At 37.4% G+C, this 20164-nt stretch carries 20 protein-coding genes; 7 read left to right on the top strand and 13 right to left on the bottom strand.

Annotation, left to right across the window (positions count from 1 at the left end):
• Positions 1–96 precede the first annotated feature (96 nt).
• Positions 97–498, top strand: a complete 402-nt coding sequence (locus tag QRN68_RS05590) for a hypothetical protein (RefSeq protein ID WP_285395765.1) — start codon at positions 97–99, stop codon at positions 496–498.
• A gap of 270 nt (positions 499–768) precedes the next feature.
• Here QRN68_RS05590 and QRN68_RS05585 read toward each other — a convergent pair whose 3' ends face one another.
• The 4 genes from QRN68_RS05585 to QRN68_RS05570 all read right to left on the bottom strand — a co-directional run bounded on the left by QRN68_RS05585 (position 769) and on the right by QRN68_RS05570 (position 3045).
• Positions 769–1197: a hypothetical protein gene (locus tag QRN68_RS05585; protein WP_285395764.1), complete on the bottom strand. Its 429-nt coding sequence runs from the start codon at positions 1195–1197 to the stop codon at positions 769–771.
• 12 nt (positions 1198–1209) lie between these two features.
• Entirely contained in the window at positions 1210–1596 is a 387-nt protein-coding gene (locus QRN68_RS05580; protein ID WP_350224339.1) for an RpnC/YadD family protein, read from the bottom strand.
• Between the two features lie 234 nt (positions 1597–1830).
• Positions 1831–2436 carry an Rpn family recombination-promoting nuclease/putative transposase gene (locus QRN68_RS05575; protein ID WP_285395762.1) on the bottom strand — a complete coding sequence of 202 codons (606 nt, stop codon included), beginning with the start codon at positions 2434–2436 and terminating at the stop codon, positions 1831–1833.
• Between the two features lie 144 nt (positions 2437–2580).
• Entirely contained in the window at positions 2581–3045 is a 465-nt protein-coding gene (locus QRN68_RS05570) for a 2-thiouracil desulfurase family protein (RefSeq protein WP_285395761.1), read from the bottom strand.
• 133 nt (positions 3046–3178) lie between these two features.
• Between QRN68_RS05570 and QRN68_RS05565 the strand changes: the two genes are divergently transcribed.
• Positions 3179–3724 (top strand): GrpB family protein, encoded by a 546-nt coding sequence (locus QRN68_RS05565; protein ID WP_285395760.1) that lies wholly within the window; start codon positions 3179–3181, stop codon positions 3722–3724.
• A 35-nt stretch (positions 3725–3759) separates the two neighbouring features.
• On the top strand, positions 3760–4245 hold the full coding sequence (locus QRN68_RS05560; RefSeq protein ID WP_285395759.1) for an NUDIX hydrolase: 486 nt from the start codon (positions 3760–3762) through the stop codon (positions 4243–4245).
• A gap of 179 nt (positions 4246–4424) precedes the next feature.
• Here QRN68_RS05560 and QRN68_RS05555 read toward each other — a convergent pair whose 3' ends face one another.
• The 3 genes from QRN68_RS05555 to QRN68_RS05545 all read right to left on the bottom strand — a co-directional run bounded on the left by QRN68_RS05555 (position 4425) and on the right by QRN68_RS05545 (position 7109).
• The gene (locus QRN68_RS05555) at positions 4425–4946 is read right to left on the bottom strand and encodes a DUF6886 family protein (protein WP_285395758.1); all 522 of its coding nucleotides are present in this window, start codon (positions 4944–4946) and stop codon (positions 4425–4427) included.
• Positions 4947–4959: 13 nt separating this feature from the next.
• Positions 4960–5721 carry a class I SAM-dependent methyltransferase gene (locus QRN68_RS05550; protein WP_285395757.1) on the bottom strand — a complete coding sequence of 254 codons (762 nt, stop codon included), beginning with the start codon at positions 5719–5721 and terminating at the stop codon, positions 4960–4962.
• A 185-nt stretch (positions 5722–5906) separates the two neighbouring features.
• Positions 5907–7109 carry a YbfB/YjiJ family MFS transporter gene (locus QRN68_RS05545; RefSeq protein WP_285395756.1) on the bottom strand — a complete coding sequence of 401 codons (1203 nt, stop codon included), beginning with the start codon at positions 7107–7109 and terminating at the stop codon, positions 5907–5909.
• 117 nt (positions 7110–7226) lie between these two features.
• Here QRN68_RS05545 and QRN68_RS05540 point away from each other — a divergent pair, with 117 nt between their 5' ends.
• Together QRN68_RS05540 and QRN68_RS05535 are read left to right on the top strand one after the other, a co-directional pair.
• Positions 7227–8117: a LysR family transcriptional regulator gene (locus tag QRN68_RS05540; RefSeq protein ID WP_285395755.1), complete on the top strand. Its 891-nt coding sequence runs from the start codon at positions 7227–7229 to the stop codon at positions 8115–8117.
• A 273-nt stretch (positions 8118–8390) separates the two neighbouring features.
• Positions 8391–8828, top strand: coding sequence for a GNAT family N-acetyltransferase (locus tag QRN68_RS05535; RefSeq protein WP_285395754.1), 438 nt, complete (start codon positions 8391–8393; stop codon positions 8826–8828).
• Between the two features lie 174 nt (positions 8829–9002).
• On the opposite strand, the gene QRN68_RS05530 is transcribed toward QRN68_RS05535, so the two are convergent.
• Entirely contained in the window at positions 9003–9158 is a 156-nt protein-coding gene (locus tag QRN68_RS05530) for a hypothetical protein (protein WP_285395753.1), read from the bottom strand.
• 309 nt (positions 9159–9467) lie between these two features.
• On the opposite strand from QRN68_RS05530, the gene guaD reads away from it, so the two are divergent.
• Both guaD and QRN68_RS05520 read left to right on the top strand, forming a co-directional pair.
• Positions 9468–10835: a guanine deaminase gene (guaD, locus tag QRN68_RS05525; RefSeq protein ID WP_285395752.1), complete on the top strand. Its 1368-nt coding sequence runs from the start codon at positions 9468–9470 to the stop codon at positions 10833–10835.
• A 46-nt stretch (positions 10836–10881) separates the two neighbouring features.
• Entirely contained in the window at positions 10882–12234 is a 1353-nt protein-coding gene (locus QRN68_RS05520) for a uracil-xanthine permease family protein (RefSeq protein WP_285395751.1), read from the top strand.
• A gap of 156 nt (positions 12235–12390) precedes the next feature.
• On the opposite strand, the gene QRN68_RS05515 is transcribed toward QRN68_RS05520, so the two are convergent.
• The 5 genes from QRN68_RS05515 to QRN68_RS05495 all read right to left on the bottom strand — a co-directional run bounded on the left by QRN68_RS05515 (position 12391) and on the right by QRN68_RS05495 (position 20133).
• Positions 12391–12867, bottom strand: a complete 477-nt coding sequence (locus tag QRN68_RS05515) for a hypothetical protein (protein ID WP_285395750.1) — start codon at positions 12865–12867, stop codon at positions 12391–12393.
• Between the two features lie 240 nt (positions 12868–13107).
• A complete protein-coding gene (locus tag QRN68_RS05510; protein WP_285395749.1) occupies positions 13108–15084 on the bottom strand; it encodes a hydantoinase B/oxoprolinase family protein in 1977 nt (658 codons plus the stop codon).
• Positions 15085–15107: 23 nt separating this feature from the next.
• Positions 15108–17132 (bottom strand): hydantoinase/oxoprolinase family protein, encoded by a 2025-nt coding sequence (locus QRN68_RS05505; protein ID WP_285395748.1) that lies wholly within the window; start codon positions 17130–17132, stop codon positions 15108–15110.
• A 235-nt stretch (positions 17133–17367) separates the two neighbouring features.
• Positions 17368–18765 (bottom strand): aldehyde dehydrogenase family protein, encoded by a 1398-nt coding sequence (locus tag QRN68_RS05500; RefSeq protein WP_285395747.1) that lies wholly within the window; start codon positions 18763–18765, stop codon positions 17368–17370.
• A 39-nt stretch (positions 18766–18804) separates the two neighbouring features.
• Positions 18805–20133 carry an aminotransferase family protein gene (locus QRN68_RS05495; protein WP_285395746.1) on the bottom strand — a complete coding sequence of 443 codons (1329 nt, stop codon included), beginning with the start codon at positions 20131–20133 and terminating at the stop codon, positions 18805–18807.
• Between the last annotated feature and the right edge of the window lie 31 nt (positions 20134–20164).

Here is a 20164-nt window from a genome sequence, read left to right as displayed (position 1 = left end):
GAAAACGTATGTTCTGTAAAGAAAAAAGCACTTCATTCCTCCCACCTCTGAAGAATTGAGCTTTGAAACATTTATTCATAGAAGGAAGTGAAGCTATTGATTGATTACATGACTTTTGACGTGATGTGGATGGATGACATTATTGCACATGTTGAGTTAAAGCCGACTGACGGTGGCACACCATATGTCATTAACTATATTGAAGATTTTAACAAGCAATTTTCACCGACGATGGAGGGGCATATAACCTTAGAAGAACTGGAACGTTGGCTAAAATGGCGAACTTTCCCCCCTACTCGGGTCAACGCAAAAGAATTACTGGCTTCACTAGATATGCAAACCTATAATCGCTGGGGCATCGTGCGGAAAACACATGGTGTCATGGCAGATGATGAAATTTGGATTCGATTTAAAGGCGAAACACTCTCACATCGAGATGTTTGCTTACGCAAGGATCTATACTATCCTGAGGAACCAAATTTTCTAGAATTTCAATAAGTTAATTGGGGTGGTAAACCTCTTTAATTGGATTTTTTAAAGTTAACCGTTAAATATTAAACGAGCATAAAATTGCACGAAAGGAACAGATGAGGGTATAAAATCCTACTGATGATTAACCGCACCTGCATGTGGCTTGTAGCGACCAGCCCTTGCTTGGGATCAACAAAAATATTTGCCAAACCTCACCCAAAATTTCGCTTATTGAATAAAAAAATGCCCTCAATCTACTTATGTAGTGAGGGCGATATTTTCATATCAGGATTGTCATTAATCAAGCTGTTCTTTTATTTTATTTATTTCACTTAACGTTAATTCTGTAAATTCAGCAATGGTTTCCAAATCAATGCCTTTTTGTAACATCTTTAAGGCAATTTCTTGTTGCTTCTTTCTTTCTCCTTGTTCTATCCCCTTAGCTAATCCTTCTATCCTTCCATAATATTTCGCATCCTCTAGCTTCGCTTCCTCATCTAATAATTGTTCTACTCGGGCTTCATAAGCCAAACGTACTTCTGGAGATTGACTCAATTCTTGCCAAATAATTAAAGCATCTCGTATATTTTTATCCTCCTTCGCAATTTTCTCTAGTTCCAAATACATTTCTTCATAGACTCTTTCGTTTCTCACATCCACCATCCCCTTTGCTTGTTGAATGAAAATCGTCCCCGATCTACTAAGTAACGGAGTAGTCTTTTTCATTAAAGACTATAATTAATAAAACTGTTCCTTTAATTTATTTATTTCACTTAACGTTAATTCTGTAAATTCAGCAATGGTCTCCAAATCAATGCCTTTTTGTAACATTTTTAAGGCAATTTCTTGCTGCTTCTTTTTCTCTCCTCGTTCTATTCCTTGCTCTAATCCTTGCTCTATTCCTTGCTCTAACCCTTGCTCTAACCCTTGTTCTATCCCTTGCTCAATTCCTTGTTTTATACCCTTAGCTACCCCTTCTTTCTCCGCAAAATATTTTGCATCCTCTAACTTCGCTTCCTCATCTAATATATATTTCAAACGGGCTTCATAGGCATAATATTCTTCTGGAGATTGACTTAATTCTTGCCAAATAGTTAAAGCATCTTTTATTCTTTTGTCGTTCATAGCAAGTTCCTCCAATGCCAAATAGATTTCTTTATAGATTTTTTTCTTTCTTACATCAATCACCCCCAGGAACGATAACCAACTCACAAGTTCATTATCTAATGGGTTCAGGTTATTATTAAACCATTGCTTGATCAATTTCGCCTTGGCGTAATTGCGTCCGAATTTTGAATTGTGCCCGCACAATTCATTCCTTTAAAAATTCGTGACATCCGCCGGAGGCTTTATCTTCATTCAGCAGGTGTTTGGATACCCTCTAAAAAGGCCCATTTCCGCATTCATCTCACCATCTTCAAAGGTGGGAATCTTCTGCTGAATGAAGATAAATTTGTTCATTTCTATAAAGTGGATTTCAAGAACATCGTCAATTCTAAATTTTCTGTCATCTTCATACAGATGAAATGTAGTATGATAAGCATCAGTTTGCTCAAACAAACTAAAATTACAAATATTAATAGTAATTGTTGGTCTTAGTTTATGATAACCAAAACCTTTTTTAAGCTCTGAAGTGTAAATTTTTGACCAATAGTATAGTGTCCGCTTGATCATATCATGCTGATTGCTTAATTGAATTTCAATATTTATCGCTATATTCTCCTGAGTTTTCACTAGAATATCTAACCGCGATTGCTTATCATCTCTATGTTCACCACTAAATTCTTGACTCATAAAAGAGACTTCCTTAATAGCGCGGCGACCTGTTCGATTTAAAATTGCATTCAGAAAGAAAATCGTTAGGTCTTTATTTTTTTTATTTCCAAATAATTGCTTAAATGCGTAATCGACTTTGAGATCTACAAATTTTTCAAGTGGAATTCTACGTAATGCATTTTCACTCATCCCCATCACTCCAAATGATTTACCTCAATTATAGCATTTAAAAATAAAATTAAAAGTCAATAATACTTTCAACATCTTTTAAATTCTATAAATATAGTTAATATTATTCAGTATAATTTACTCAGGCCAACACATATTTTCCTATCAAATTTGCATTAATAACTCCGAAAAATCTTCTTCAGAAAAGACCGCAATATTATTTCTTCTTAACAAGGCAGTAGTTACACCTACGCCAACTAATTTTGTACCATTGAAATCTCCATTGTAAATCATTGCACTGCCACAGGATGGACTATACTCTTTTAAAATAACCTTAGTTGCACCTAGTTCGAGAGCTTTCTGTAAAGTTGCATATGCACCTTTTAAATAAAGCTCCGTTACATCACGGCCAGATTTTTCAACCACTTTCGCTTTTCCAGCAAGAACGTCTTCTCCATCTCCACCTACAATTTCAGCAGGCTCACGAGGCGTCGAAAAACCTCCCATAAGTTCAGGGCATACAGTTACCGCCTTATTTTCTAACACAAGCTTTTGAATTCTTTCATCTAAACTATCTGTTCCGTTATAGCGTACCTTTAATCCTGCTAAGCAAGAACTTATTAAAATCATATTTTCCCTCTTTTCATATAATTAATTCCCTGAAAGAATCTTAACACTATTACATAATCATATTCAAAGGTTATTACAATTTTATGCTATGATACAATATTCCTATCAACGTCTTTACCTAAGGAGGGAATAAATGTCAGACAAAATTATTATCATGCCCTATAATGATGAATGGATAAAAGAATTTCAAGATTTAGGCTCCTCACTGCGCAATGCTTTAGGAGATGCTGCCATAAGGATTGATCATATTGGCTCAACATCTATACCTAACTTGGCAGCTAAGCCAATTGTTGATGTGCAAGTTTCTGTAAGCTCTTTAGACACATTAGATTCCTATAGAATACAACTAGAAAATCTAGGTTTTGTCTATAGAGCAAACAATCGAGATATTACTAAACGCTATTTTCGTGAAACACCCGGTAATAAAAGGATACATATACACGTTCGAAAAGCTGGTAGTTGGGCTGAACAGCTTGCATTGTTATTCAGAGATTATATGAGAACACATCCGGATGACTGTAAACGATATGAGGAATTAAAATATGCTCTTGCTAAAAGATACGAAAATAATCGACAAATGTATACTGAATCAAAAGATAAAATCATATGGGAAATAATAAGAAAAGCGGATAAATGGAGTCAGCGTACTGGCTGGAATCCACCAAGGTCAGATGCTTAATTTTTTTGCTTTACTATATAAGAGGAGGAAAAAACATGGTTGAATTTACAATTTGTTTTCTTAAGAAGGGTGACCAAATATTATTGCTAAATAGGGATTTTCCAGAGTGGATGGGGGCTTGGAATGGTGTAGGTGGAAAGATTGAGAAAAATGAAACGCCACTGGCTGGTGCATTACGAGAAATTAAGGAAGAAACGGGCATCTCACTTCAGGATATTACATACAAAGGAAAAATAACGTGGACTGACGGAATCACTAACTTTGGCTGCATGTATGCCTTTATTGCTGAATTACCAGAATCCTATCCATATGCGACACCGATTAAAGTCGCAGAAGGCATTCTCGATTGGAAAGATCTATCATGGATTTTTCACCCTCAAAATGTAGGAATAGCAAATTTAAATTATTACTTACCAAAAATGTTAGAAGAAACAAACAACTATGAATATGTATTTACATATAAAGAGAGTAAATTGATTGACGTTACTACTACTCCATTAGAACAAATCTTTTCTGTATAGATATAACAATGCCTCGTAAACGCAAACATCAACGTTTACGAGGCTTTACTAGTTATCCTGCATTAACGGGCAGTAATTATCTGTACCTAAGATAGGTGGAGACTCACTGCCCGTAAATGCTCGATTCGTTCAACTAATACTAAGTGGGGATGAAAAAAACCACTTAGTAAAGTTTCTCTTTATTTTCTTGGTTGTGCAAATCGCATTCTACACATGGACCAATTAAATGATGTTTTTTGAATTTCATCATGAATATCCCACAAATTATCAACTATTCGTACTTCAACATTACGCTTAAACAATTCCTCAAACAAATTTTCCACTTCAATTTTAGCAATTGGAATTTGTGTAGTTTCACTTGTATAATAACCAGCATTTTGGTCTTGTAGTGTGAATCCATTACTATCAAATTCATATAAGTAAAGATTCGTATTTTTCATCGTCTCAAACCACTTGCTTTCAATAACAATAACGTGTGAACACGATGTCGATGCTATATAGGCTCGTTTATCCTGTTCGGTTGTATCGGCACCAATATGATAGCAAACTCGTGGGCAATTTCTAGGGATTAAAAAGTTAGGTAAACATGTTTCGTTGATTGCCCATACTAGCCCTTTTTCTGGATCTAAATCTAATCGATCAGGTAATCGTGGATAGAATACTGTAATATCACTTTCCTCACTGACATGAACTATACGCACATGCTCCCCTCCTTTATTTTCTTAATTTAAATACGATAAAATCTGCACAATGCAAATCTTCCTCGAATTGTGGATACTTTGTAAGCATCTCTTTTGAAGGCATCGGTTCGATAACGTCTTCTATCGTAAATCCTGCTTGAAAAATTGCTTTCATATAGCTCGTTAATGTTCGGTGATAAAAAACAATTTTTTCATCTGAATCTAGCGGAAGCGTTTGATCATATACACCTTCATAAAAATATCGTTGAACCTTCCAATACTGTTGGTCAAGACTTTCATTTCTTATCCATCCACTATTAGGCGTAACAAAGCAAGGATGAAGAATCGAAAAGATCAAAGTGCTATTTGGTTTTAACAGCCGATACATCTCACTCAAAGCTTCCTTATAATTCTCTAAATCTTGAAGAACCATATTGGAAACAATACAATCAAACTGTTCATCTGCTAAAAAATCTAGTTTTTCGCAATTTCCATATTCATATTGTATAGTGACTTCCTCCTGTGTTCTTTCCCTTGCAATTTCTAGCATCTTTTCTGAATAATCAACAGCTGTGACAATAGCCCCTTGTTGAGCAAGTTTTCTACTTAAATAACCTTCACCACATCCTGCATCTAATAGCCTTTTCCCTTCCACCTCTTCCAATAATAAAAAAATGGCCGGATTTAATAATACTTCACGGTGTATATCACCATGTTCATCGTAGTTTGCTGTAAACCTTTCTGCATGTAGATTCCAGCGTTTAATCGCCTCTTCTGTCGGTACTGTTCTTGCCATACAATTCCCTCATCTCTGTATAGAATCGTAACGTTACGTCCCTTGTGCACATTACCATTTTTTCATATACACAAAAAAAGTTATAGACTTATATTTCATTTTTTTATACCATGTAGATAGAGGCATGCCATCTTTTAAAAAAACACAAGCCAGAAATCCCCAATCGGATTTCTGGCTTTTCTAATTCAAGGACTGGATTGAGTTTTGATCGGCAATGCATTGTCTAAAGTTGCCTGTCGTTTAACAGTTACCCATCTTCCACATAACATAACAATTAATGCAAAAAATACGATGACTCCTGCAAATACAAGCGCTGCCTTATAGCTATTATAAAACGCCACAAGCTGACCAGCGATGATTGGACCGATAATTTGTCCAAATGCATAAAAAGTTGTTAACAAAGATACTACCGGACCGCTTTGTGTCGGGAATAACTGGCGCGCATAGGAGGTCGTTAACGTTACAATTCCTACAAATGTTAAGCCGAATAAAAATGACGATAATAAAACGCTCCATGCTGTTTGTGAAAATACTGGTAACAAGATACCTATCACTTGTAATATGTATGCCACAAACAAAATCTTAATTGCTGAAAACTTTTCTAATAGCACAGTCCAAACAGGTGCTGACGGTATGGCCGCTACTCCAACAATGACCCAGCTATACGATGAGTACTCTTGGAGTGAAGGAATATTATGAATGATATCTACTAAAAAAGTACCTGTGATAATATAGCCTAACCCCTCTAAGCCATATGCGACAATCAGCCATGGCATAAAGCCCGTTGTCATTTTTGCATCAGAGGATTTAGCGGTTTTCACACTATCCTGTACATCCAAATCTCTCCAAAGTATAAATGTCATCACTAAAAACACAGCAGATAAAATCCCTAAGCCGACCCATGTACCTTGCCATGCAAAACGCGCTTCAATAGCTGGTACAAATAAACCTGAAATAGCAATTCCTAATCCAATACCACCAAATAAATAGCCTGACCATCGTGTAAGTGAATGCTTTGCTAAGTAATCCATAATAATGCTCGATGTTAATACAAAAATAAGTCCCCCTGTGATGCCTGCAATCAGACGAAGCGCAAGCCAAACACTGTATATTTCAATGATTCCCATAAGAACAATAGAAAGGACATTCAAAACAACACTTAGCAATAAAAAGTTCTTTTTTTGGCGATTGATAAATCCTGCCCACAACGCGCCAATAAAATAGCCGATATAATTACTTGATGCCAAAAATCCTGCAACTTCAAACGAAAACCCGACATCATTACGCATAAATGGCAAAATTGGCGTGAATGCAAATCTACTAATTCCCATTGCTACTACAAGTAATAGCACCCCTCCAAATAAAATTCCAACATGCTGTCGATTCATCTCATCCCCACCCCCAAAAAACTTTTTGTAATTAAAAGGATACAGAGTGAAAATTAATAAATCTAATATATAATTTATATAAAAGGATAAATTTTTTTTATAAAAGGTGGATACATAATGAATTTACATGCTCTTAGATTATTCACAAAGGTAGCTGAACTCAACAGTGTTTCTAAGGCAGCACAAGCTCTAATGATTAGCCAACCTGCCGTTACCATCCAAATAAGAAATTTAGAAAAGGAACTTGGCTTAACTCTTTTAGAATCGAAAGGCCGAGGAATTACTTTAACACAAAATGGGGAATTTTTATTTAAACAGGCTCAGCGATTATTTGATTTAGAATTGGATATTGAACACAAATTAGAGCAATTAAAAAACACTGGTAATGAAGATTTACAAATCGCTTCTACCCATGTTCCATCCCATTTTTTATTACCAAAATGGCTCGCAAAGTATAAGCATGCCTATCCGACAACTAATATCCACATAAAATCAGCTAATTCCCAGCAAGTTATTGAAGAATTACTTCACTATAAGGCTGATATTGCTTTTATCGTAAAAGAGGACGGTCATCATCCTGATATTGATTATCAATTCCTCATGAATCTCGATTATTGGTTTATCGTCCCATATGGACATCCACTGGCAGATCAAAAAGTGACTTTAGCGGAATTAATGCAAGAGCCATTTGTTTCACGAGAAGATGGTAGCTCTACAAAAGAATATTTAAACGCCTTATGTAAGGTTCATAAAATCCCACCGCCAAGAGTAGGGCTGCAACTGGATGGTATCAATGAGTCCATTCATGCCATTGCTGCTGGGTATGGTACGATGCTAGCTCCATCCATAGCGGCTTCCAGCTTTATTCAACGGCAGCAAGTAGCCCGTGTTTTTATAAAAGACATCGACATCCAGCGCCCCATTTTTCTTTGTACACGAAAAAATGAACAAAATACCTCTTCGACCTTTAATGCCTTTATTAACATCATCAATAACTCAATTTCATAATTTTAAAAGCTTGAACTACACAAAATTTGTACAACAGCGAATGGAAGTGTAGTCTTTTTTATTCACAAAATTTGTAACTAGCCCTCTCTCAATGGCTCATTTCCATAACGTGTGGTTGATTTTTGTTCCGACTGGGGGACTTTTTTAGGGCATCCGATGAGCCGCTTCACTCGCGGTGCTCGATGCCGGGTCTCAAATGAAAGACGCTAAAATAATTAACGGAATTTTGTGATAAACTGAAATTAAGGATAATGAAAGGAATTGATTATATTTATGGATATTAGAAAACCTAACGATTCGGAACTCAAAAAGGTTTTGGAGCTTTCTCCTCAAGCTGTATTTGAAGGTACATTGAGTGAAGTAAAACCTACTAATGAAAAAGTCGAACAACTTGTTAAACCACTACTGGAAAAGGGATGCTATTACTTAATAGCTACAGAAGAAGATAAATTAATGGGCTGGGTTCTTTTAGGGACAAATAAAGATCAGTTTACCGATAAGATAAACGGATTTATTTATGAACTATTTGTTTTAGTAGAATACAGAGGAAAAGGAATTTCTAAACGATTAATGACAACAGCCATTGACCAACTAAGACAACAAGGATACTCTGAAGTTCGTCTTAGTGCTTTTTCCGAGAATAATGCTATTAAACTGTACGAAAAAATGGGTTTTAATACAAGAACCGTTTCTATGAGTCTGTCGTTATGAAAGAAAATATAAAATAATAAACAAGCTCTTCTAAATAATATACCAGCTGTGTTGATTAACCATCTTTATCCTCCCTGATTTATTAAAAGGCTCTGCCTTCCACTACTGGCTACTCGCTTTCCTACAGGCGAGTGTCGAGCTGCTTCCTCCGCTGGTGTTGCCGCTGACACTCCGTTAAAACAATGTTGTTGCTGTCGCTTCGCTTTCGCACATATAAAACTTTTGTTGCTGACGCTTCGCTTTCGTACATATAAAATATTTGCTGGTGACGCTTCGCTTTCGCACATATAAAACATTTGCTGTCGCTACTTTAGCACTTCGCTTTCGCACAGAAAACATACACTTCGTGCAGGGTCTCGTCTGTCTCACTTTTCCCGCAGGAGTCGAGTAGCCTTAAGCTATAATCAGTTAAAGTCTCCCAGCCGGAACGGAAATCAACTACATGGCACACGTTTAAAAACATCATCCTAATTTTTGGCATTGATTCATCTCAATGCTTATAAAAGCTGTAAAAAATAGCGGAATCTATTCAAAAGTCCGTATCGCCCTATTAATATTCGTTTTTATGTAGACTAATCACTTCTAATGTCCTATAATAATCCATGCATTCATCAATAAACGAACATTAAGGTGGTTTTTATGACTTATTATACGTCAATTTTCAAAGGGACAGCTTTTTCAAGTAAGTCTCCTACAGAAGTACAAATATTAAAGGATTATTTATTCTTCATTAATGTTAATGGAATGATTGAAAAAACAGTAGCTCCTGAGCATGCAGATTATCCAAATCTATTAACTACATATCAACATCAAGAAAATTTCCATCAATTAGCTGACGGTCAATATTTCTTTCCAGGCTTTGTCGATTTACATGTACATGCACCACAATGGGCACAAGCTGGAACTGCATTAGATATTCCACTTTATGACTGGCTAAATACATACACATTCCCTATCGAATCGAAATTCTCCGATTTAGAGTTTGCACAAAAGATCTATGAAGATTTAGTAAGTACTCTTCTTGCAAATGGAACTACTACATCACTCTATTTTGCAACTGTCCATAAAGAAGCGAGCCTGCTATTAGCGAAAATTTGCGCTGAAAAAGGGCAACGAGGTCTAGTTGGGAAAGTTGTGATGGATGATCCTGAACAAAATCCAGACTATTATCGTGATACAAATACGCAAACTGCATTAAAAGATACTGAAGAATTTATTTTAGCTGTGAAGGAATTAGCAAAATCAACAAAACAAGGTGTTTATCCAGTTGTCACACCACGCTTTATTCCAAGCTGTACAGACGATGCATTACAAGGTCTAGGAGAATTAGCTGCTAAATACGATACGCATATCCAATCTCATTGTAGTGAAAGTGATTGGGAGCACGGCTACGTAAAGGAACGATTTAAGAAAAATGATGCCTTTGCCTTACATGATTTTGGCCTATTAAGTGACAAATCAGTGATGGCACATTGTAATTTCTTAAATGATGACGATGCACAATTATTTGCTGAAACAGGCACTGCAATTGGTCATTGTCCAATTTCCAATGCTTATTTTGCAAATAGTGTCATTCCAGTTGCCCGCTTCCAAGCAAAAGGTGTTGATATCGGATTAGGGTCCGATATTTCAGGCGGTTTCTCCCCTAGCCTATTCGATAATGCTAGACAAGCAGTTATGTCATCTAGAATGCTAGAAGACGGTGTCGATACATCTCTTCCTGCCGAAAAACGCGGTGTCCCAAATTCACGTATTACGATTACAGAAGCATTTTATTTAGCGACAGCTGGTGGCGGAGAAAGCTTAAGCCTTCCTATTGGCCGTTTACAGAAAAACTATACGTGGGATGTACAAATCATCGATACAAACATACCATCTGCAAAACTTCCTATATTTGATTACAAGGAAGATTTACAGGATATCTTCCAAAAAATTATGTATCTTGTGCGCCCAGAAAATATTCGAGAAGTTTGGGTACAAGGAAATAAGGTTCACGCTAGAGCATAGATAGTCTCTTGCGTAAAAAAATTACAATTTTGAGGTGTACATCTTAGTGGAAACGCAACATAACAAATTAGCTAACGATAAAATGAAAACTCAGCAGTTAACAGTTTTACCAGATGAAAAGGTGTCATTCGGCCAATCAGCCCTACTTGGTTTACAGCACGTTATGGCAATGGACGTTTACGTAGTGCCCTTTTTAATTGCCATGTTAATCGGTTTACAATCAGGTCAATCCAGCGCATTGATTCAATCGACATTCATTGCAGCAGGGATTGCAACGATTATCCAAACCCATTTTTGCATGAAGCTACCGATAGCCCAAGGTCCTTCATATGTTCCTCTTGGTGCCATTGTAGGTATTTATGCAGCAAGTGGGGGTGGAGATCTTGGTTGGAGCACTGTGCTAGGAGCAAGTTTAATCGGCGCCATCTTGGTTATTATTTTAGGTTATACAGGTATATTCAATAAAATCGTGAAAACTTTTATTCCTCCACTTGTCGGAGGGACAATTATCTTTGTTGTCGGTCTTTCTTTAATGCCAGTAGGTTTAAATAATAACATTTTTAACGCAGCAGGTGCATCTATTAACCAAAACATCTATTTAGCTCTTATTTCTGCTACCGTTCTTATCATTTGCGTTATGCTAGGTGCAGTTTTTCATAAAAAAGGTCGCGTATTTCGTATCACTTCAGTAATCATCGCTTTAGTCGCAGGTAGTATTGCCGCGAATATTATGGGTGTATTAGATTTATCAGCCGTATCACAAGCAAAATGGTTTAGTATGCCTCAAATTCCATTTGCGGATTTTGGCTTCACGTTCAATTTTTCCGCCATCATTACAATGGTTATTATTTATATCGTCTTAATGGCAGAAACTACAGGTACGTGGTTTGCAGTGAGTAATGTCATCGATAAACCATTAACAGATAAACAAATTAATCGTGGGGTTATCGGTGAAGGCATTGGCTGTTTCGTTGCCTCTTTACTAGGGTCAACTCCTGTTACTGGCTATTCAACAAATGCAGGTGTCATATCGATTACAGGTATCGCAAGTCGCCGTGTTTTTATTGCCGCAGGTTTTTGGTTCATCTTATTCGGCTTCTCCGGTAAATTAGCTGCTCTAATTTCTGCTATTCCATCAGCAGTTATCGGTGGTGTATTCGTTATCGTTTGTGGCATTATTGCAATCAGTGGTTTACAAGTAATGAAAAATGAAAACATTGGTGAAAAGGAAATGTATGTAATCGCAGTACCGGTGATTTTAACATTAGCCCTAACACTACTTCCTAAAGATTTCTTATATTCATTACCAACAACCGTTCAATATTTATTCGGCTCTCCAATAGCAACTGCTGCTATTGTAGCCATATTGTTGAATAAATTGTTGCCTAGTGTGAAATAGCTTTTAAGCTCGATGCACAGCTCTCTTATTCATATAAAAGAGTTGTGTATTTTCTTTTATTTATGTTCTGTTAAATATTAATGTTGATAATTAAATAAAAAACAAGGGAAACCAAATTAATAAGGTTTCCCTCTTTTTATGACTAATCTTTTGTGACTATTGAACTTCTACAACAAATGTATAGGAAATTGTTCCGTTAGTCCATTCTGCTAATACTTCATAGATATACTTACCTTTACTTGAAGGAACGATTATTTGATTTGCCTTTTGTTCGATTTCTTTTTCTAGTCCTTTTTCATTCCATAAATAAACTTTAATATCTGGGTTTCCCTCAATCTTAATATAAACCTTTTGATTTGGAATTGTGCTAATTGATTCCATATGCTCTGCCATTTGGTTCGGAGATGCGTGGTCTGTTTGCACAACTTCAGTACCTAAAACTTTTTTTCTTTCCCATTTATAACCGCCTTTTTCCATCTGATATTCCGTACCATTAATAATAATTAATCCAGTATAAGATGGAGGAAATTCATTATCTATATCTTCAGTTCCTTTATCTACGTTATTTGAACAACCCGTTATCAAAAATATAGAGAACATTAATATAATTACAAAAAAATGTTTTAATCCCAAAATATCCCCCTTTATTGATTATACGATAGTTTTTTTAAAAGTTTCAGTTCTTTATCCTTATTCAAACCATGATGTTAATAGAAATTCCTTAATATTGTATTTTGTCTTTCGTTACTGCGGCTATCAACAAACACAAACTAAGCAAGGGAGTTGTCGAGATATTTGGTAGCCATATAACATGAAAAAACTATCAAAGAAGGCTTTATATAAGTCTTCTTTGATAGTTTTTATAGCTAGCTGTCACCAATATGCCAAAGAACGTTTCTTCATCGCTTCCCGATATTGCTCGGTTGAGATTGGCAATGCTTTATTTGTTTGGTAATCCATAATGACACCATATCTTCGAACAACATCCATTTGGTTAATTTCACCTTTGTTGTACATTTGCTCAACTTCTATCGGATCTGTCTCCAGCCATCTATGGCGATTTTTGCGAATATAATCGCGTTCTTTTAATGTAGCAGCCATATCAATTTCGTAAGCGTCCATATCGCGGTCAATTTCATGGATGACTACGCCGTAATCAAGCTTCGCACGTTCAAGCGAAACATATTCATCAATAACGTCCTCTAATACAGCTTTGACATCCCGTGCTAACGGATCGCCTAAACCCCCTCCTCCAGCTGAAGGACGTGTAAAGGTATCGCCTTTCTTCAATTCAATATTGGAGAAGATCGTACCTAAAAATTCTTCACCCTCTTTGTTTGGATTTAAAATGGCTCCCTGTGCGATAGAAGGTAAGCCGCCCATAATCCCCCATGTAATGGAGCGAGAACGATCACAGCAATAGGACATCACTGTTTGGTTTACATCCGTTAAAATACCTCCCTTTTCTACACCACAACCGCCACGGTATTTACCTGGACCAGCAGAATCTATAATGATTTCATGCTTCGTTGTAACAACCGGTGACAAACGCTCTTGCCCTTCGCATGGTTGAACACTCAAGCCTACCCCAAACACTGGTGAGGTAGTATTCGCACCATCACGGTCAATACGTCCACCATGGCCACCCGCCATCCAGTCATACCACATAAAATATTCACTACTATCTCTCCGCTGATCGTACCCACCTATTAATAAATACTCTAAATTAAATGAACATGCGATAGCGCGTTCAGGCATAATATTTGACCATAATTCGAAGCAAGCATTCATAATTTTTTCAAACGCCCCTGAACAATAGCCAGAGACAGCTACTGGGCTAGGTGCATTGACGACAGAGTTTTCGGGAAGATAGATTTTAACAACACGATAAAACCCTGAGTTCAGAGGAATCTCTGGGAAAAATGTTTTGGTTCCTGCATAAGTACCAGAAAGTGCTGAGCCAAACCCTGCATTTAAAAAACAGCTAATATAAGGATGTGAATCACTTAAATCATAAGCAATTTCATCCTCCGTAATCGTCATTTTCACACGAATTGGGATGAGGCCATCTCCTAATTGTGGGTCCATATCGATATAGTCCACCGTTTCCCATTGACCTTTTGGTAAAGCTTTAATTTTTGCCCTCATTAATCGTTCAACATAATTTTGGACTTCTTCAAAAGCTACTAGCACTGTCTGAATACCGTACTTTTCTATCATTTCCTTGAGTTGTTTCTCTCCAACTTTCGCCGCTTCCACTTGAGACCGTAAATCTCCAATACGTTCTTCCGGAATACGCATATTCATAACAATAATCTTCACTACATCGGATAAATATTGACCTTTACTATAAATGCGGACAGGGGGGATACGTAGACCTTCCCCGTAATGTTCCTTAGCTGTAATATCAAAGGAACCTGGATTAGAACCGCCGACATCTGCCCAATGTCCATTTGTTTGCATGAGTGCAATTAGTTTATCATCATGGAACACTGGTAAAATCACACGTACATCACTGAAATGCGTTCCCCCACGATAAGGATCATTTACTAAAAATACATCACCTGGATGGATATCATCAGCGAAATCCTCTAAAACAGCTTTTGCCGTTAAATGCAATGTCCCTACATGTACGGAAATATCTTGCGTTCCTTGCATCACGGTATTCCCCTGTGCATCGCATAATGCACAGCTGAAGTCTCGATTATAAATAACAAACGAGTAGCATGTCCGCAGCATTTGTTCAGCCATTTGATCGACTAAATTCACAAAACCATTTTTTAATACTTCAAATGTTACTGGGTCTAGATGTGTGACCTTTTGATTTGTCGCCAATTTCGTTGTACTCAAAGTCAATTCCTCCTTATCGCGTTTTAGTTCACCGTAATAATGATATTTTTATAGGCATCTACTTCCGCTGTAAATCCTGGCGGAATAACAGTCGTCGTATCTAGCTGATCGATAATAGCTGGACCAACAAATTGCGTATAAACAGGAATTTTATCGCGATTATAGACATTTGTTTCAACATATTTACCTTCAAAATAAACAGGACGTGTTTCTTTGAAAGCATCTTCAAGCGATCCTTCAGGAGCATACTCCGGGAAATTAGGCTTTGGCACTGTACCTATCGCCGTTACACGTAAGCCAAATATTTCTACTGTTTGGTCCTTATCGGAAAACGCAAATTCTCGTTCATGTTCTTGATGGAATGCTTCTAGAATAGCGTCTAAGGAAGTTATTTGATCGGATACGAGAACAGCTAGAGATCGCCACTGTCCCTTATAACGAAGATCTATATAATTCGTTAATGACGATGTATCTTCTGCTATCCCTTCCTCTTCTAATAACGCTTTTGCCTCATCTCGCAATTCACTAAATTGATTTGTCAGTTCCTCTACACTTACTTCATCTAGTTTTTTCACATACGTTTTAGAAATATCATGACGTACATCTACAAGTAAACATCCCATTGCTGCAGCTACACCTGGATGAGTAGGAATAATGACTTTTGGGATGTTTAAATCTTTTGCCAAATATGCACCGTGTAATGGCCCTGCACCACCAAAAGCTACAAGGGCAAAATCACGCGGATCATAACCTCTCCGTACTGAAATCAAGCGAACTGCATCACTCATATTGGCATTGGCAACCTCAATTATGGCACTTGCCGCTTCCTCCACAGATTGATCGAATGCATTTGCGATTTTTTTCACAGCATCTCTTGCTGCCTCTTTATTTAACTGCATCGTCCCATCCAACAAATCCACACCTAGACGCCCTAATACTAAATTTGCATCTGAGTTAGTTGGTTCAGCACCTCCTCGGCCATAGCATGCTGGACCTGGTACTGCCCCTGCACTTTGTGGCCCATTACGTAAAGAACCGCCTTCATCTTTCCAGGCGAGGCTACCTCCACCGGCTCCTATTGTTAATATTTCAATGCTCGGGAAACCAATTGGATAACCATATTCTATAGACCAATCCTTTGTGATCCGTATATCCCCCTTATACATCAGTGAAATATCAGTACTTGTACCACCCATATCTAAGCCAATTGCATTGTCAAATCCGCACAGCTTTGCAATATGCTTACTTGCAATTGCTCCAGCAGCTATCCCGGAACTTGCCAATCTAACAGCATAACGAGGAACTGTACTTGAAGTCATGACACCGCCACCAGAATGTAAAACTAATATTTCTTCTTCATAGCCCTTTTTCTGCATTTCATTGCTTAACTTACTAATGTAATTACTCATAATTGGCCCAAGAACGGCATTGATAATCGTTGTACTCATACGCTCATGCTCAAAAATTTCCGGAAGCACCTCACTTGAGATACAAACGTACACATCCGGTAATTCCTCTTTTAAAATTTTTTTGACTTTCGCCTCATTGTCCCCGTTCACATAAGCGTTGATGAAGCACACTGCAATGGATTCTGTTCCTCGACGTTTTAATTTTTTTGCTAATAAACGAACTTCCTCTTCATCAATAGCTTGATGAATATTTCCTTCATAATCTATTCGTTCTGTCACTTCAAATCGATCTCGTCGCTGAATATAGGGCCTGGCAGTATCCTTGTAAGTATCCCAAATATCTTCCTTCGTCCCCCGACGAATTTCTGTAACATCTCTAAAACCCATGGTAGTAATAAGAGCTGTTTTCGGTAGCTTTCGCTCAATTAACGCATTCGTTCCAACCGTTGTGCCATGAGAAAAAATTTTAATATCCTTCCCATTTAAATTTGCTTTTTCTACTCCATTTAAAATTCCTTGTTCTGGGTTTGAAGGTGTAGACGACGTTTTTGTGACAAATACTTCTCCCGTCTCTTCATTAAAAACAAATACATCAGTAAACGTTCCACCGACATCAATTGCTAAACGACTTTGTGTCATAGCTCTACCTTCTTTCGTTTAATAAATTTCAAAAAAGCTATACGCCTCAGCGTAATTTGTTACTTTGCTTTCACTAAAAACTTATTTATGTGTATGAAGTTAATGCCTCAAGCGGATGCCCCAGATTTTTTTAAGTTATTGCGGACAATTTGAAAAAATCTGGGCCATTACACTGAGGCATATGTGACATATATTTTTTTGTTGTCTATTTTAAATTTCTTTCACAATAAACTTTTTACTCGCTTTTGGTGCCAATCGTAATTGTTTTAAACGTTGTAAAGAACTCTTTCGCTGCTTGCCCCTGCTCACGGGCACCCGTACTTGAGTTTTTCATTCCGCCAAACGGCGCTTGAGGCTCAGCTCCACCCGTTTCATCGTTAACCTGTACAAGTCCAACTTCACTACGATTAATAAAATCAAATGCTTTTGGAATGTTATTTGTATAAATAGAAGCACTCAATCCAAAATTAGAATCATTCGATAATCGAATCGCTTCTTCATAATCCTTTACTTTGATGACAGCTAAAACTGGTCCAAAAATCTCTTCATGAGCAATCGACATCTCGTGGGTTACATTCGTAAAGATGGTTGGATCAATATAGTATCCTTCTGACACACCTTTTGTAAGGCCTCCGCCAAATACAAGCTCCGCACCCTCATTTTTTGCTTTTTCGATGGCGGATAAAATAGAATCGTACTGCCCTTTGGATGACACAGGCCCCATCGTGACACCAACTTCAATTTTTTTAGCTTCTTCGATTAATTGCTCTAATACCTTTTCATAAACTGTTTCCTCGATGTACACTCGACTAGTTGCTGTACAACGCTGTCCCGTTTGCTTCATCGCACCTTCAATTGTTAATTTTGCAGCTTGATTTATATTAGCATCAGCTAAAATGATCGCTGCATTTTTGCCCCCAAGCTCGAGCTGAATTTTTTTATGAGTAGATCCAGCAGTATCTAAAATACTTTGCCCCACACTATTCGAACCTGTAAATGTAATCGCCTTTACTTCAGGTGCCTCCAATAATACTTGCCCCACCTTTGAACCGCGACCTTTCACAACATTTAACACATTTTTTGGCAAACCTGCTTGTTGAAATAATTCTCCAATTAATTCACCAGTTAAAGCGCTTTCAATAGAAGGTTTCCAAACAACTGTGTTGCCGCACACCAATGCAGGTGCTATTTTCCAAAGTGGAATAGCGACAGGGAAATTCCAAGGAGTTATAGCAGCGACGACGCCAAGCGGTACACGCATTGTGTATAATAATTTAGCTTCATTTGCGGAAGGTAACACTTCACCTGTTGCACGCATTCCTTCTTGAGCAAAATAACGCAAAATGGAAGCACCACGTTTAACTTCACCAAGCATTTCATTTTTCGTTTTACCCATTTCACTCGAAGCTATTTCAGCAACTTTATCCATATTTTTCTCAAGTAAATCTGCTGTTACGCGTAAAATTTCTCCACGTGCAACAGCAGATGTAGTTTTCCATCCTTCAAATGCTTCCTGAGCTGCACCGATAACTTCTTTCGTTTCATCTATTGTCAAAAGCTCCACTTGGCCAATACATTGAGATGGTTTCGCTGGATTAAATTGTTCACGTATTTCTCTGACGATCGTTGTCATAAAACTCCTCCTTCAAATAATAATTGTTTACACCTACCATCAATTTTTTTCAACAATTGTTTTACGTATATGGTCAAATGTCTCGTCTAAAATACGTAACATTTCATCTAGCTCTACTTTTGATAGAATGAGAGGTGGAGAAAAAACAACTGTATCTTGATCATACGTAACCGTTCGTAGAATCAATCCACGTTTCATCGTTTCCTGAACAAAAATCGGACTAAGAGCCGTCTCGAACAATTCACCCGTCTCACGGCTCTTTACTAATTCAATAGCTCCAAGTAATCCAAGCGTACGCACACGGCCGATAAAGCTATATTTTTCTTGTAATGCTTGGAATCCTTCTAGCAGGGCTTTCCCCATGTTTGCCGCATTTTCAACGAGATTTTCTTGCTCAAGGATTTCTATATTTTTCAATCCAACTTGACAAGCGAGTGCATGACCGCTGTAAGTATATCCGTGCATTAACGTCCCTTTAGAAAGCTCACATAATTCTTGATGAATTGTTTCGGATATCGCCACACCACCAAGTTGAACATAACCACTTGATACGCCTTTAGCGAAAGACATCATATCTGGCACTACCCCGTAATGTTCCATACCGAAAAATTTGCCTGTACGTCCAAATCCGGTAATAACTTCATCCGCAATGAATAAAATACCGTACTCATCACAAATTTTTCTCACTTCTTTAAAGTAATCTTTTTGTGGGATATTGACTCCACCTGCACCTTGTACGGGCTCAGAAATAAATGCTGCCACAGTCTCAGGACCTAACGCTTCAATCGTTTCACGTAAATTACGTACGGATTCGCTATATACATAGTGGAAATCAGGGGCATGTGAATTCGTAAAGTCACGGAATGCTTGTAAGCCGGTCGCATTAGTAGCACCCATAGCTACACCGTGATAGGACTGTGTACGAGAAATAATTTTTTGGCGCTCTGGCTGTCCTTTTAGTAACCAATAATGACGTGCTAGTTTAATCGCTGTATCGTTCGATTCTGAGCCGCCTGAAGTGAAAAATACAGTGTTTAAGTCTCCTGGAGTTAAAGAAGCAATTTTCGCCGCTAAACGAATGGCAGGTTCATTGCTAAATGATGCAAAGCAGGAACTAAATGCTAATGTAGATATTTGCTCCTTCGCCACTTCGGCAATTTCTTTACGACCATGCCCTATATTTACATTCCACAAAGAAGACATCCCATCAATGTAGATATTTCCTTCTATATCTTTTAAATAAATGCCATTCCCCTCTGTAAAAATGGCTGCTGGACCTTGTGTTTGCTGTTGCTCAATCGACGTTGTTGGGTGTAGAAAATGCTTTTGATCTAACGTTTTTAACTCTTCTTTTAGTTGAATTGTCATAAATGCCAACCTCTTTTCGTTTAAAATTTCA

This window comes from Lysinibacillus sp. fls2-241-R2A-57, from assembly GCF_030209535.1.
In the GTDB taxonomy this organism is placed as follows: Bacteria; Bacillota; Bacilli; order Bacillales_A; family Planococcaceae; genus Lysinibacillus.
The sequence above is the reverse complement of the archived record's forward strand: the minus strand, read 5'-3'. Positions and strand labels throughout refer to the sequence as shown.

Coding starts and splice junctions, on each gene's coding strand:
- QRN68_RS05585 (WP_285395764.1), bottom strand. CDS start 1,197: ATGAAAAAGACTACTCCGTTACTTAGTAGATCGGGGACGATTTTCATT.
- QRN68_RS05580 (WP_350224339.1), bottom strand. CDS start 1,596: ATGAACGACAAAAGAATAAAAGATGCTTTAACTATTTGGCAAGAATTA.
- QRN68_RS05575 (WP_285395762.1), bottom strand. CDS start 2,436: ATGAGTGAAAATGCATTACGTAGAATTCCACTTGAAAAATTTGTAGAT.
- QRN68_RS05570 (WP_285395761.1), bottom strand. CDS start 3,045: ATGATTTTAATAAGTTCTTGCTTAGCAGGATTAAAGGTACGCTATAAC.
- QRN68_RS05565 (WP_285395760.1), top strand. CDS start 3,179: ATGTCAGACAAAATTATTATCATGCCCTATAATGATGAATGGATAAAA.
- QRN68_RS05560 (WP_285395759.1), top strand. CDS start 3,760: ATGGTTGAATTTACAATTTGTTTTCTTAAGAAGGGTGACCAAATATTA.
- QRN68_RS05550 (WP_285395757.1), bottom strand. CDS start 5,721: ATGGCAAGAACAGTACCGACAGAAGAGGCGATTAAACGCTGGAATCTA.
- QRN68_RS05545 (WP_285395756.1), bottom strand. CDS start 7,109: ATGAATCGACAGCATGTTGGAATTTTATTTGGAGGGGTGCTATTACTT.
- QRN68_RS05540 (WP_285395755.1), top strand. CDS start 7,227: ATGAATTTACATGCTCTTAGATTATTCACAAAGGTAGCTGAACTCAAC.
- QRN68_RS05535 (WP_285395754.1), top strand. CDS start 8,391: ATGGATATTAGAAAACCTAACGATTCGGAACTCAAAAAGGTTTTGGAG.
- guaD (WP_285395752.1), top strand. CDS start 9,468: ATGACTTATTATACGTCAATTTTCAAAGGGACAGCTTTTTCAAGTAAG.
- QRN68_RS05505 (WP_285395748.1), bottom strand. CDS start 17,132: ATGACACAAAGTCGTTTAGCAATTGATGTCGGTGGAACGTTTACTGAT.
- QRN68_RS05500 (WP_285395747.1), bottom strand. CDS start 18,765: ATGACAACGATCGTCAGAGAAATACGTGAACAATTTAATCCAGCGAAA.
- QRN68_RS05495 (WP_285395746.1), bottom strand. CDS start 20,133: ATGACAATTCAACTAAAAGAAGAGTTAAAAACGTTAGATCAAAAGCAT.